The organism is Gordonia sp. (in: high G+C Gram-positive bacteria) (genome assembly GCF_012515855.1).
Lineage (GTDB): Bacteria > Actinomycetota > Actinomycetes > Mycobacteriales > Mycobacteriaceae > Gordonia.
This window is the reverse complement of record NZ_JAAYXO010000141.1, coordinates 1-12,873: the sequence shown is the minus strand read 5'-3', so window position 1 is coordinate 12,873 and position 12,873 is coordinate 1. Positions and strand designations below refer to the sequence as shown.

Genomic DNA, 12,873 nt, shown 5'->3' with positions numbered 1-12,873 from the left:
CAAAACGCAGTACGCCCGGTGCCGTGCGCGGGTGATCGACGCCGATGTGAAACCGTTGACGGGTGAGCTTCCCAGACGTAGTCCGGTTGGACGACCTCGCGGTGGACGTGGTCGACATCGACGATCCCGCCGACCCCCGCGTCGACGATTTCCGCGATCTCAGTTCCGTCGACCGCAGGCCGGATGTGGTCGCGCTCCCGGGCGGAGTGGTCGGCAAGGGGCTGGTGATCGCCGAAGGCACCCTGGTGACGCAGCGGATGGCGGCGTCGAGGTTCACCCCGCACGCCTTCTTCGGGGTCGACCGCCGACTGCGCGAGTTGGCCACCGACCTCCGCGATCCGTCGCTGCGCGGGGTCCCGTTCTACCGAGCCACCGCACAGGTGATGGCCGACACCGTCGGGTTCCACCTCAATCGCGGCGTGCTGGCCGCGGCGCATCGTCCCGCGGAACTCTCCGTGGCCGAGGTGATCGCCGACGCCCGGACAGTCGCGGTGCTCGAAGGGGTCAACGACCACGAGAACATCGGCAGCGTGTTCCGCAACGCCGCCGGCTTGAGCGTCGACGCGGTGATCTTCGGGGCCGGGTGCGCCGATCCGCTGTACCGACGCTGTGTCCGCGTGTCGATGGGGCATGCGCTGCTGATGCCGTTCGCGCGGTCCGACGACTGGCCGGGCGATCTGGACCTGCTGCGCGATCGCGGATTCACCACCGTCGCCCTGACGCCGGGCACGGGCAGCGTGCCGCTGGCGGACGCGGTGTCCGGCGACAAGGTGGCGTTCCTGCTCGGCGCGGAGGGGCCGGGTCTCACGGAGGAGACCATGGCGCGCTGCGACGTCCGCGGCCGGATCCCGATGAGCCGCGGCACCGACTCGCTCAACGTCGCGACAGCCGCGGCGGTCGCGTTCTACGAGCGCAGTCGGATCTAGCGCAGTCGGATCTGACGCGGTTCCGGACGACCCGCCCGGCCAGTTCCGACACGCGACACTACAGCCGGCCGCGGAAACCGAAGAAGCGGGAGAGCGGTCCGGGCGTCCGTTCCTCGGCCGCTGCCGGAGCCGCGGCCGGAACCGTCTCGATCGGTTCGGTCTGGTACTCGCCGAAGCCCTCCGTCGGTGCCGGTGGGGTTTCCGCCGCCGCAGGCACCGCGGTTGCGGCCGCGAGTTCGGGTTCGCGTGCGGTGGTCGGAACGTGCAGCGGCACCGACGATTCGACGAAACCGTCGCGACCGTCGTCGGGTCCGATGCGGTAGACGGTCACCGGAAGCAACGCCGGGTCGACCACCGGGTCGGTCTCGTGGAACCCGAAGCCGAACCAGGCGTGGTTGGCGGCGTCGGCCAACGCCCCGGGATGGAACGGCAGGGCGAGCGGTTGATTGGGGCTGCGCTGCGGGTGTCCGCCCGCCCAGAACGGACCCTCGAAGGGGTAGGGGAGGCCGACGTCGACGCTGATGGTGGACGACGTGCCGAAGAACGCGCGCTGCACCTCGCCGCCCTCCCAGCGGGCGAAGCCGCCGATGTCGGCGCCCGGATCCACGGAGATCAGCGCCCACGTGTGGCCCACGCCGAGATCGGTGAGGTACGAGGTCATCTCGTGGGGATCGGCGGTGCGCAGACTGGTTCCGGCCAGGACCGCGAGACGTCCGTAGTGTGCGACGAAGACGCGGTTGTCGGCGCCGTCGACCGCAGCGGCGAGGTCGGACGTCCCGATCGGAGTGAGCTCCGCGTCGGTGAACGCCCGCTCCATGAAATCGGTGGTCGCCGCCGGGTCGATGTACGCTCCGGCGCGCAACTCGGCTGCCGGGTCCGGGCAGTCGATGAACCACAGCGCAGAAATGTTCGGCAGCACCGAACCTCCAAATTCAGTCATTCGTTCGGGTGGCTGCGGACGCCGAGCAGCACGTCCTCCCACGCCGGAACCGTCGGGGTGGCCCGTTTGCCGCGGTGGCGCGGGCCCGTGGACTCGTGCTCCTCGTGCGGCGCCGGCGCTTCGATTGCGGAGTCGTCGTCGTAGCGCAGATCCAGGACTTCGCCGAACTGGTCGCGGCGGCGCTGCTGCCGCCCGGTCAGGTCGTCGGCGTCGACCGTCACGTACTCGTGGCCGTCCGCTGCGACCTCGCGGGTGGGCGCTGCCGCGGGTTCGGGCGTCGGTACCACCGTGGGGCGGCGTTGCGCGCGGGCCAGATCCGGTTCGGTCAGTTCGACGGCGAGATCGTCCATCGGATCGGTCGTTCCACCGTGCGATCCGGGCGTGAAACGCCAATGCGCGGAGACCTCGGAGTCGGGGGTCGGCAGCACCTGGACCACCCACTGTCCCGCTCCGGTCCGCCACGCGTCCCACACCGCGTTCTGCGGTGCGCCGCCGCGAAGCACGAGGCACTCGGCGACGATCTCGCCGAGGGTCCCCGGCGTGGGGCCGTCGACGCCCATCGGATGCGAGGCGCGGGCGAGTTCCGCGGCGCGGCTGCGCTCCAGGAGCACCGGATGCGCGAAACGATGAATCTTGTCGGCGGTGACGCCGGTGGCCTCCGCGATCTCCTCGACAGTGGCGCCCGCGCGTACCCGAGCCTGGATCTCGCGGGGAGTCAGGCTTCTGGCGGCGGTGCGATCGTCGGCGACGGTGTCAGCGGTGTCGTTATCAGCGGTGTCGTCGGCGGGAGTGTCAGCGTCGGCGGCGGTCGGCTCGGGGGGATGGACGAGTTCGCGGAGCATGGTGTCGACGGGGATCCGGAACTCCTCGCCGGACTCGAGATCCATGACGATGATGTGCGTGCCGTCTGCATCGGAGCGATCGGCGTGCAGCTCGCGCATCCACTCCTCCTCCGGTCACCAGTACGCGGATATCGTTCCCAACACTAGTGAACGTACCTGCATAACGGCGAGTGGACACGCGGTGAATGGGGTAAGAGCAGTCGATATGCCGCAGTCGCGAGGGTTGGGCCCACCTTCGTCCGGTCCGCAGCGACACCGCAGCCCACCGGGCGGTCCCGGTGGGCTGCGGTGTGCGGATCAGAGTGCTGTCAGAGGCGCTCGACGATGTAGTCGATGCACTGGGTCAGCTTGGTGATGTCCTCCGGGTCGATGGCCGGGAACATGCCGATGCGCAGCTGGTTGCGGCCCAGCTTGCGGTACGGCTCGGTGTCGACGACGCCGTTGGCGCGCAGGATCTTGGCGACCGCCGCAGCGTCGACCGAGTCGTCGAAGTCGATGGTGCCGACCACCTGGCTGCGGTGCGCCTCATCGGCGAACGGGGTGGCGTACTTGCTGGCCTCGGCCCAGCCGTACAGGCGCGAGGCGGAGTCGGCGGTGCGTGCGGTGCAGAAGTCCAGGCCGCCGTTGGCGTTCATCCACTCGATCTGGTTGGCGAACAGCAGCAGCGAGGCGAGGGCCGGGGTGTTGTAGGTCTGGTTCTTGGAGCTGTTGTCGACGGCGGTCGGCAGCGACAGGAACTCGGGGCACCAGCGGCCCGACTCCTTGATCTCCTCGACGCGCGCGAGTGCGGCCGGGCTCATGATCGCGACCCAGATGCCGCCGTCGGAGGCGAAGCTCTTCTGCGGTGCGAAGTAGTAGATGTCGGTCTGCGAGATGTCGACGGGCAGGCCGCCGGCACCCGAGGTGGCGTCGATCGCGATCAGCGCGTCGCCCGCGGCCGCCGGGCGGACCACGGGCACGGCCACGCCGGTCGAGGTCTCGTTCTGCGCCCAACCGATGAGGTCGACGCCCTCGACGTCGGCGGCGGTCAGCGCGGCCGGGTCGGGAGCGGTGCCCGGGTCGGTCGAGATGACCTTCGGGTCCTGCAGGAACGGCGCCTTCTTCGAGACGGTGGCGAACTTCGACGAGAACTCGCCGTAGGTCAGGTTCAGCGCGCGCTCACGGATGAGGCCGAACGCTGCGGCGTCCCAGAACGCGGTGGTACCGCCGTTGGAGATGACGACCTCGTAGCCCTCGGGCAGCGAGAACAGCTGGGCCAGGCCCGAGCGGATGTCGCCGACGACGTTCTTGACCGGGGCCTGACGGTGGCTGGTGCCGAACACCGAAGCGCCGGTGTCGACCAGCGACTGCAGCTGCTCGGGGCGGACCTTGGACGGGCCGCAGCCGAAACGGCCGTCGGAGGGAAGGAGTTCGGCGGGCAGCGTGATCGCAGTTTCGGTCATGCCGACAATTCTAAAACAGCGTCGGCGTGCGTCGCGCGCCGCCGGGCGACGACGTGCGCCGCCTCACGCCCGCCGTCTCGCGTCGGGCGGCGTCAACACGGCGCACGATCGCCGTCGGCCGGGGCGGTGCTCGCGGAATTGTCGCCCGCCACCGCGCGATCGACGCCCAGCACGCGGGCGAACCACTGGATCAGCGGACCGACGCCGAACGCGTACAGCGCGGTGCCGAGGCCGAGGGTGCCGCCGAGGGCGAAGCCGACCGCGACCACCGACACCTCGAGGACGGTGCGAACCAGCCGGACCGACCAACCGGTGCGCGCGACGATGCCGGTCATCAGACCGTCGCGCGGGCCGGGACCCAGACGCGCGCCGATGTAGAGGGCGGTCGCGAAGGCGTTGAGGACGATGCCGCCCAGCATCATCGGGACCGCGACCACCAACTGCGGATGGTGGGGGAGAAACGGACTGGCCGCGTCGAAGGCCAGTCCGATGACGACGACGTTCGCGACGGTGCCGACCCCGGGCATCTGACGCAGCGGTATCCACGTCAGCAGGACCACGGCGCCGACGATGATGGTGACCGTTCCGATCGAGAGTCCGACGAGGTTCGCCAAGCCCTCGTGCAGCACGTCCCACGGGATGTTCCCGAGGCCCGCGTGCAGGATCATCGACATGGAGACGCCGTACAGCACGAGGCCGACGGCCAGGGCCAGGAGTCGTTTCAGCATGGGTCCACTCTGACCGCAACTGGCAGGTGAATCGATAGCCAGTTGTGGAAGACTGGCCTCATGGTGACTCCGACCGGCGCAATCTCCGCGACCGCCCTGGCTCGACATCTCGGGGCCTGGCGCCCGGCCGGGCCGCAGCCGACGTATCGGGCGCTCGCCGACGCGATCCGGGTGCTGATGCTCGACGGCCGCGTGCCGGTCGGCACCGCGGTACCCAGCGAACGAACCCTGGCTGAGGCGCTCGACGTCTCGCGGACCACCGTCGCGTATGCCTATGCGGCGTTGCGCGACAACGGGCATCTGCTGTCCCGGCAGGGGGCACGCAGCGTGCTGCGACTACCGGTGCAGGTACCCGCCGAACCGGTGGACCTCGGCGCCGAAGGCGATGTCATCAAGCTGAACATCGCGGCGCCGTCGGCCCCCGAGCAGATCGTGCACGACGGCTACCGCCACGCGCTGGAGTGCGCGCCGGGTTACCTGGCGGGCACCGGCATCTATCCGAACGGTCTGCGCGCGCTCACCGAGACGGTGGCCGAGCGATTCACGCACCGCGGACTGCCGACCGCGGCCGATCAGATCCTGATCACCTCCGGTGCCCAGCACGCCCTGCGCCTGGTCCTGGACACGCACGTCTCGCCCGGGGATCGGGTGCTGCTGGAACAGCCGACGCACCACGGCACCATCCTGGCGCTCGCTCGGCACCGGGCCCGGGCGGTGACGATCGGGCTGCATCCGGAGCACGGCTGGGATCTGGACCAGTTGGAATCGGTGGTCCGACTGCAACGACCCGCGCTGATCTTCGTGATCCCCGACTTTCACAACCCCACCGGTCTGCTGCTCGACGAGGCCGGGCGCATCCGGCTCGGTGAGATCTCCGCGCGCTATCGGGTGCCGGTGGTGGTCGACGAGACCACCGCCGAACTCGCGCTCGACGTCGCGGCGCCGCCGCCGCTGGCGAGCTTCGCCCCGCGCGGCGCCGAGATCATCACCCTCGGCTCGGCGAGCAAGACGGTGTGGGCCGGTCTGCGCGTCGGGTGGATCCGGGTGGACGGCCGCCCCGACACCTACGCCCTCGCCCGTTACGAGTCGGACATCGGCGGCGCGGTCTTCGAGCAGTTCGCCGCGCAGTACGCGCTGAGCCACCTCGACGACTTCATGCCCGCGCGGCTCGCCGCGCTCCGCGCACAGCGGACGACGGCGCTGGCGGCCATCGCCGAGCACCTGCCCGGGGCGGTCCCGGTCCGCGGCGTCGGCGGACTCTGCCTGTGGGTGGCGCTGCCGCAGCCCGCCGCGACGGCCACGGCGGCCGCCGCTGCCGAACTCGGGGTGCGACTGATCCCCGGCGGGTCGTTCGGTCCGCACGGCGGCTTCGACAGTCACATCCGGATCCCGTACACCCTCGACTCCGACACGCTGGCCCGAGGCATCGGGCTGGTCGGGCAGGCGTATCGGCAGGCCGTCGGCGATGCGGTGGCGGCGCCGCCGTCGAGCGATCGCGGCCTGCCCGATCGCATGGTGGTGTGAGGTGCCGGTGTGAGTGCTTCCGACCTGTCGCGTCGAAGTAGGATTGACGACGTGAAGAAGCTGGTAGACCTGCCGAGTATGCGAGTGGGCTACAGGGCAGGACCGGGAGAGACAGGGTCGGACGGGGCAGGCGACGACGCGGCGGGCGCCGACGGGGTGTCGGCGAACCTCGACCCGTCGTGGCTCACCGGTGACCCGCCCTGGCTGGGCTTGTTCGAAGCCTGGCTGGCCGAGGCGGTTCTCGCCCGCATTCCGGAGCCCAACGCGATGGTCGTCGGAACCGTCGACGCCGACGGTCGCCCGGCCACCCGCACGGTGCTCTGCAAGGGCGTCAGTGAAGCGGGCGTGGTCTTCTTCACCGGCTACCACTCGCAGAAGGGACAGGCTCTGGCTGCCGTCCCGTACGCGTCGGCCACCTTCCCGTGGATCGCCTTGGAGCGCCAGGTCCACTTCCGCGGACCGGTGGTGAAGGTGAGCCCGGAGGAGACGCTGGCGTACTGGAATTCGCGTCCGCGCGGCTCGCAGCTGTCGGCGTACGCGTCGGCGCAGTCGCGGCCGATCGCCTCCCGCACCGCACTGGAAGCCGCGGCCGCGGCCACCGCCGAACAGTTCGGCGGAGCGGACGCCGGTGAGCCGGTGCCGGTGCCCGAGAACTGGGGCGGCTACCGCATCGAGCCGGAGGTCGTCGAGTTCTGGCAGGGCCGCGCCAACCGCCTGCACAACCGGGCGCGCGCCGTCCGGACGACGGACGGTTGGCGGCTGGAGCGGCTGCAGCCCTAGCCGCCGCCCGCGATGTCACGGAGAATCCTGGCCGACACCCGGCCCCTGCAGAATGTGTACTTTCGGCGGCTCTGGACCGCCAACATCATCACCGTCATCGGTGCCCAACTGACGATCGTCGCGGTCCCCGCGCAGCTCTACGCGATCACCGGGAGCTCGGCGTATGTCGGGCTCAGCGGCGTCTTCGGGCTGGTGCCCCTGGTGGTGTTCGGCCTGTGGGGTGGCGCCCTCGCGGACACCTTCGACCGTCGTCGCATCTTGATCGTGACCACCCTCGGCCTGATCCTCACGTCGGTGGCGTTCTGGTTGCAGGCCGCGGCCGGAGCGAACAACGTCTGGTTGCTGCTGTCGATCTTCGCGGTGCAACAGGCGTTCTTCGCGGTCAATCAGCCGACCCGGACCGCCGTGCTGCCCCGCATCCTGCCGTTGGAACGCCTGCCGGCCGCCAACTCGCTCAACATGACCGTGATGCAGGCGGGTGCGATCGCCGGCCCGCTGGTGGGCGGTGCGCTGATCCCGTTCCTGGGCTTCTCGACGTTGTACCTCGTCGACTCGATCTTTCTGTTCGCGACCCTGTGGGCCGTCGTCACCCTGCCGCCGCTGCCTCCGGAACACAACGCCGCCGACGGTGCGAAGCCGACGGCGGGCTTCCGCTCGGTGATCGACGGGCTGGTGTACCTCAAGGGGCACCCGGTGCTGCTGATGTCGTTCGTGGTGGACCTCATCGCGATGATCTTCGGCATGCCGCGCGCCCTGTTCCCGCAGATGGCGCATGAGAGCTTCGGCGGGCCGACCGACGGCGGCCTGGCGTTCGCGATCCTGTTCATCGCGATCCCGCTGGGAGCGGTGGTCGGCGGCGTGCTGTCCGGGTGGGTGTCACGGGTGGAACGGCAGGGTCGCGCCGTGATCATCTGCATCGTGATCTGGGGCGCGTCGATCGCCGTCTCCGGCGGCGTCCTGGTGTTCGCGAACGGCTCGATGCTCCCGATCCTGCCGATCGTGGTGGTGGCGTTGATGGTCGGCGGCGCCGCTGACATGGCCTCGGCTGCGTTCCGTCAGACCATGCTGCAGTCGGCGGCGAGCGACGACGTCCGCGGTCGGCTGCAGGGAGTGTTCATCGTGGTGGTGGCGGGCGGTCCGCGGATCGCCGACGTGACCCACGGGGCCACCGCGGCGGTGGCGGGCACTGCGGTCACCGTAGCGGGCGGCGGCATCCTCGTGGTGATCCTGACGGTGATCGCCGCGTTCGCCGTACCGGTGTTCTGGCGCTATCGAGTGGCGGCGAGCGACCGGTAGACCGACTGCCGGCCCTCACGACTGGGGCGGGGCCTGCTGACGCGGTGCCGGTGGCTGCGCAGCCGCGCGCGGCGCGAGTTCGCGGAAGTCCTCGGTGGCGGCGTCGGGGTCGTCGAGCGGATTCGGGAACGTCGTCTCGATCACCTGGAAACCCTTGTTGCGCTGCGCCTTGGCATAGCGGGTGTAAGCGGCGACGTCACCGGGCAACAGCTGCACGTTGTCGGTGAACTCGGTCAGCAGGGCACGCGGATACAGCTTGTCCTTGCGGACCGCGTTGATCTCGAGGCAGACCACCAACAGCACCGCGGCCAGGTAGAGGAAGGCGATGAGGCCGAGGACCACCGCGAACACGCCGGTCACGTCGCGGCTGCGGGCGATCACCCGGGTGATGTAGAAGGTGCCGAACTGCTGCAGTCCCTGCCAGCCCAGCGCGGCGATGACGGCGCCGGGCAGCACGTCGAGGACGGTCACCGATCGTGCGGTGCCGTGGCGGAACAATACGGTGAACACCACGCCACCGAGCACCACGGCGACGTAGGGGGCAAACGTCTGCCACGGTGAGCCGAGCCGGCCCGCGACGATGTTGACGCCGACGAGCGCCACCAGGGCGAAACCGATCGACCCCAGCAGGGCGGCGCCACGCACCCGCACGGTGATCGGGTTCGGTCGGGAATTTCGCGGGACCGCCCAGATCACGTTCATCGCGTTCTGCGTGGCCACCGAGACGCCGAGACCGCCGTAGATGGCGCCGACGAGGCCGATCACCACGGCCGTGGTGCTGCCGGACAGGCCCTCGGGATCCTGCAGCTGGGTACCGATCACCGGGATCTGCTCGAAGGCGGTGTTGAGGATCTGCTCTTTGAGCTCCTGATTGTTCTGCAGGACCACGCCGAGGATCGTGGTGAACAGGAGCATCAGCGGGAACAGCGAGACGAAGCCGTAGTAGGTGATCAGTGCCGCCAGGTAGCCGCCCTGGTCGTCGACGTACTTGTAGATCACCGCCAGGGGAAAGCCCGCCTTGGGGTGGCGACGTTGGAAGTCGTCGATGGACGAGACGAACCCCACTGCCGACCCCTTTCGCGCCGCACCCCGTGCCGACGGCTCTGCCGATGACTCTAGGGGGTCGGCGAATCGAGTGCTCGCAGGAAGTCGATCATCGCGTCGTTCACCCGATCGGGGGCTTCCATCTGAACGAAATGACCGGCCCCGGGCACCAGCGTCGTCGACTGCAGTCCCGGAACCAGTTCCGCCATCGCGTCCAACGCGGTGCGGCCCATCATGGTGAGCACCGGGTCCGCCGCGCCGGCGATGAACGCGGTCGGCACGGCGATCGGCAGGTCGCGGGTGTGCTCGGTCTGCTCCCACACCAGGTCCTCGGCGCGGTACCAGTTGAGGCCGCCGGTGAACCCGGTGCGCGTGAACTCGTCGACGTAGTGGTCGAACTCGTCGGTGCTCAGCCACGACCACGGCAGGTCGGGAGCCTCGGGCAGGACGTCCAGATAGCCGTTGCCCTGCGACGGGTGCTGCCAGCACGCGAGGTAGTTCCCGTCGCCGCCGAGGGCGTGGAAGATCTTCGCCAGGAACTCCGCCGGACGGGCGTCGAGCTCGCCGTCGGCGACGCCCGGCTCCTGGAAGTAGTGGAAGTGGATGAAGTGCTTCTCAGCCATCCGCGCGAAGCCCGCGGACGGCCGGAACGGTGAGCGCGGCAGCCGTGGCACGCTGAGCTGGATGAGCGCTCGGACGCGGTCGGGCGCGAGGCTCGGCAGGTCCCAGGTGAGATGGGCGCCGAAGTCGTGGCCGCCGAACACGGCCTGCTCGATGTCGAGGGCGTCGAGCAGGCCGACGAGGTCGGCGACGGTGTGCGTGCGGTCGTAGGCGGCGGCATCGGGAGGCGCGTCGGTGCCGCCGTAGCCGCGCATGTCGGGTGCGATGACGCGGTAGCCGGCCTCGGCCAGGGCCGACATCTGGTGGCGCCAGCTGTAGCCGAGGCCGGGGAAGCCGTGGCACAGGACCACCGGGTCGCCGTCGCCGTGCTCGGTGATGCGCATCGCGATGTCGCCCACCGACACGGTACGAGAGGTGCTCATGAGGCAACTGTGGCACAGACGCGCGGTGCCCCTCGCCGACTCGTGTCGATCGAGGGGCGGGCGCCCGCGACCTCAGGTGCCCTTGACGTTCAGGAGCTGGCGCAGTTCGTGCTCCACCTCGACGAGGTCGACGGCGTCGGCCATCACCTGGTCGATGTCCTTGTACGCGTCGGGGATCTCGTCGATCCACTCCGCGCCGTGCCGGTACTCGATGCCGGTCATTCGGGCCGCGAGGTCGTCGGCCGTGAAGCGCTTGCGGGCCTCGGTCCGCGAGAACTGGCGACCCGCGCCGTGCGGCGCCGAGCACAGGCCCGCGGCGTCACCTTTGCCGCGGACCACGTACGAGCGCGTGCCCATGGACCCGGGGATCATCCCGCGCACGCCTTCGGCGGCGTTGATGGCGCCCTTCCGGGTGAGCCACACCTGCTTGCCGAAGTGCTTCTCGGTCACGGTGTAATTGTGGTGGCAGTTCACCCGGTCCGTCTCGAGCTCACCGCGGGTGACGTCGGCCCAGTGCTCCACGGCACGGACGAACCGGTCCATCATCTCGGCGCGGTTCTCGAACGCGAAGGCCTGCGCCCACTTCAGGTCGGTCAGGTAGGCGCTGAACTCCGGCGTTCCCTGCGGCAGGTAGGCCAGCTCCGGCGACGGCAGGTCGATCCACCAGCGCTTGCAGAGCTGCTGGGCGATCTTGATGTGCCGCTGAGCGATCTTGTTGCCGACCCCGCGCGACCCCGAGTGCAGGAACAGCCAGACGCGGTCGCGCTCGTCGAGGCACAGCTCGATGAAGTGGTTGCCGCCGCCCAGCGATCCCAGCTGGCGCTGCCAGGTCGGGGAATGGCTGAGGTCGACCCCGCGCTCCTGCGCCAGCGCACTGAGCTCGTCCAGGCGCGCCCGGGTGAAGTCGTAGCGGTCGACCGACCGGTTGTAGACACCCGGCGAGAGCGGGATGGCCGACTCCACCGACATGCGCAGTGACTTCAGGTCGAGGTCGGCGATGTCGGCGGCGGTCAGCACGGTCTCGGCGGCGATCATGCCGCAGCCGATGTCGACGCCGACGGCGGCGGGGATCACCGCGTTGAGCGTCGGGATCACGGTGCCGACGGCAGAGCCCATGCCGACGTGAGCGTCGGGCATCAACGCGACATGGCTGTGCACGAAGGGCATCGACGCGGTCTGGGCAGCCTGGTCGCGAGTCTTCTCGTCGAGGCTGGTCGCGAAGCTGAGTACCTTGGGTGCGATCATTTCGGGCATAGCGGGAAGTTCTACCCGCGTCGGCCCTCAATGGCTACCGGATTAGACCGTGGCTACCGAATTAGACCGTGGTGTTGCTCTGCCAGGGCAGGTTGGCTCGCCGCTGAGCACTCACCGGGCAGTAGTGGATCGGATTGTCGCGCTCGGCCGCGGACGGCAGATTGCGGGTCGGGGTCTCGAGCAGCGGAGCGTCGGCGGGCACCCGACCGGACACGCGGTCGTAGGCGTCGCGCGGGCGCGGGTGCAGCCGGTAGCGCTTCGGGAGGAGGTTCATCGCGGTGTTGACGGCCTTGCCGAAGAGACGGAAGCGGCGCTGGTCGGCGTCGGTCCACGACAGCTCCATCATCTCGCGGACCGGCTCGTCGTACAGGCCGGTGGTGATCCACAGGAACAGCCGCTGGACCACGGTGACCTGCTTGCGCCACAGCCACTTCGGCATCCACGCGCGCATCCACGGCGGGGGCGGGAGCTGGGTGATGTCGAGGACGGTGCGGACGGCGGCGTGATCGCGGAGCACGTGCCTGCACATGTGGTCCCAGTACTCGAGGAACTCCTCGTAGGTGTCGGGGCACGGCCGCATGCTGACGCCGTACTGCGCGTACCAGCCGCGCGACTCCTCGAACAGCGCGCGCTTGTCGGCCTCGGTGATCGGCGGTCCGAAGGCTTCGGCGCAGCGCACGTTGCCGTACCAGAAGGTGGCGTGCGCCCAGTAGAAGACGTCGGGGTCGAGCGCGTGATAGCGCTCGCCGTTGTCCATCGTGCCCTTGATGGTGAGGTGGTAGTCGCGCACTTCGCGCCCGGTTTCGGGCGTGCGGTCGAAGACCACGCCGCTGATCGGATACAGCGACCGCATCAGCCGTTCCCAGCGCTCGCCGAAGAAGTCGGAGTGGTCCCACACGCCGGCCGCGAGCTTCGGGTGCATGTTCTGCATCGAGCCCGACCAGAGGCCCATCAGCATGCCGCGCCATCCGCCGAAGAACTGCCACGTGACCGAATCGGGGCCCGGGGGTGCGATGGTCTCCTCAACCTGCGTCATGAGACGAACCTATGTAAT

12 protein-coding genes are annotated in these 12,873 nt (G+C 69.7%); 4 read left to right on the top strand and 8 right to left on the bottom strand.

Annotated elements, in window-relative coordinates; all coding sequences use genetic code 11:
* Window positions 1–62 precede the first annotated feature (62 nt).
* Window positions 63–926: an RNA methyltransferase gene (locus GX543_RS10325; protein ID WP_290851785.1), complete on the top strand. Its 864-nt coding sequence runs from the start codon at window positions 63–65 to the stop codon at window positions 924–926.
* Between the two features lie 58 nt (window positions 927–984).
* Here the strand turns inward: GX543_RS10325 and GX543_RS10320 are convergent, their stop codons facing one another.
* From GX543_RS10320 to GX543_RS10305, 4 genes are all read right to left on the bottom strand, one after another.
* Window positions 985–1,866: a hypothetical protein gene (locus GX543_RS10320; protein WP_290851783.1), complete on the bottom strand. Its 882-nt coding sequence runs from the start codon at window positions 1,864–1,866 to the stop codon at window positions 985–987.
* Window positions 1,863–2,807 carry a septation protein SepH gene (sepH, locus tag GX543_RS10315; RefSeq protein WP_290851781.1) on the bottom strand — a complete coding sequence of 315 codons (945 nt, stop codon included), beginning with the start codon at window positions 2,805–2,807 and terminating at the stop codon, window positions 1,863–1,865. The genes GX543_RS10320 and sepH overlap by 4 nt, the downstream gene beginning before the upstream one ends.
* A 209-nt stretch (window positions 2,808–3,016) precedes the next feature.
* Complete coding sequence (gene serC / locus GX543_RS10310) at window positions 3,017–4,150, bottom strand: phosphoserine transaminase (RefSeq protein WP_290851780.1); 1,134 nt, start codon at window positions 4,148–4,150, stop codon at window positions 3,017–3,019.
* A gap of 92 nt (window positions 4,151–4,242) precedes the next feature.
* Complete coding sequence (locus GX543_RS10305) at window positions 4,243–4,878, bottom strand: hypothetical protein (protein ID WP_290851779.1); 636 nt, start codon at window positions 4,876–4,878, stop codon at window positions 4,243–4,245.
* A 60-nt stretch (window positions 4,879–4,938) separates the two neighbouring features.
* Between GX543_RS10305 and GX543_RS10300 the strand changes: the two genes are divergently transcribed.
* The 3 genes from GX543_RS10300 to GX543_RS10290 all read left to right on the top strand — a co-directional run bounded on the left by GX543_RS10300 (window position 4,939) and on the right by GX543_RS10290 (window position 8,478).
* Window positions 4,939–6,402, top strand: coding sequence for a PLP-dependent aminotransferase family protein (locus tag GX543_RS10300; RefSeq protein ID WP_290851778.1), 1,464 nt, complete (start codon window positions 4,939–4,941; stop codon window positions 6,400–6,402).
* Window positions 6,403–6,480: 78 nt separating this feature from the next.
* Window positions 6,481–7,182: a pyridoxamine 5'-phosphate oxidase gene (gene pdxH, locus GX543_RS10295; RefSeq protein ID WP_290851821.1), complete on the top strand. Its 702-nt coding sequence runs from the start codon at window positions 6,481–6,483 to the stop codon at window positions 7,180–7,182.
* A gap of 12 nt (window positions 7,183–7,194) precedes the next feature.
* Entirely contained in the window at window positions 7,195–8,478 is a 1,284-nt protein-coding gene (locus GX543_RS10290; protein ID WP_290851777.1) for an MFS transporter, read from the top strand.
* 15 nt (window positions 8,479–8,493) lie between these two features.
* Here the strand turns inward: GX543_RS10290 and GX543_RS10285 are convergent, their stop codons facing one another.
* The 4 genes from GX543_RS10285 to GX543_RS10270 form a co-directional block, all read right to left on the bottom strand.
* On the bottom strand, window positions 8,494–9,543 hold the full coding sequence (locus GX543_RS10285; protein WP_290851776.1) for a YihY/virulence factor BrkB family protein: 1,050 nt from the start codon (window positions 9,541–9,543) through the stop codon (window positions 8,494–8,496).
* 50 nt (window positions 9,544–9,593) lie between these two features.
* Window positions 9,594–10,565 carry an alpha/beta hydrolase gene (locus GX543_RS10280; RefSeq protein ID WP_290851775.1) on the bottom strand — a complete coding sequence of 324 codons (972 nt, stop codon included), beginning with the start codon at window positions 10,563–10,565 and terminating at the stop codon, window positions 9,594–9,596.
* 72 nt (window positions 10,566–10,637) lie between these two features.
* Window positions 10,638–11,819: an RtcB family protein gene (locus GX543_RS10275; protein ID WP_290851774.1), complete on the bottom strand. Its 1,182-nt coding sequence runs from the start codon at window positions 11,817–11,819 to the stop codon at window positions 10,638–10,640.
* Window positions 11,820–11,880: 61 nt separating this feature from the next.
* Entirely contained in the window at window positions 11,881–12,855 is a 975-nt protein-coding gene (locus tag GX543_RS10270) for an oxygenase MpaB family protein (protein ID WP_290851773.1), read from the bottom strand.
* Window positions 12,856–12,873: the final 18 nt, after the last annotated feature.

Bases quoted from the DNA above. Each gene is read 5' to 3' on its own strand.
- GX543_RS10290 (WP_290851777.1), top strand. From the start codon at position 7,195: ATGTCACGGAGAATCCTGGCCGACACCCGGCCCCTGCAGAATGTGTAC.
- sepH (WP_290851781.1), bottom strand. From the start codon at position 2,807: ATGCGCGAGCTGCACGCCGATCGCTCCGATGCAGACGGCACGCACATC.
- serC (WP_290851780.1), bottom strand. From the start codon at position 4,150: ATGACCGAAACTGCGATCACGCTGCCCGCCGAACTCCTTCCCTCCGAC.
- GX543_RS10305 (WP_290851779.1), bottom strand. From the start codon at position 4,878: ATGCTGAAACGACTCCTGGCCCTGGCCGTCGGCCTCGTGCTGTACGGC.
- GX543_RS10280 (WP_290851775.1), bottom strand. From the start codon at position 10,565: ATGAGCACCTCTCGTACCGTGTCGGTGGGCGACATCGCGATGCGCATC.
- GX543_RS10275 (WP_290851774.1), bottom strand. From the start codon at position 11,819: ATGCCCGAAATGATCGCACCCAAGGTACTCAGCTTCGCGACCAGCCTC.
- GX543_RS10300 (WP_290851778.1), top strand. From the start codon at position 4,939: ATGGTGACTCCGACCGGCGCAATCTCCGCGACCGCCCTGGCTCGACAT.
- GX543_RS10270 (WP_290851773.1), bottom strand. From the start codon at position 12,855: ATGACGCAGGTTGAGGAGACCATCGCACCCCCGGGCCCCGATTCGGTC.
- GX543_RS10320 (WP_290851783.1), bottom strand. From the start codon at position 1,866: ATGACTGAATTTGGAGGTTCGGTGCTGCCGAACATTTCTGCGCTGTGG.
- pdxH (WP_290851821.1), top strand. From the start codon at position 6,481: ATGCGAGTGGGCTACAGGGCAGGACCGGGAGAGACAGGGTCGGACGGG.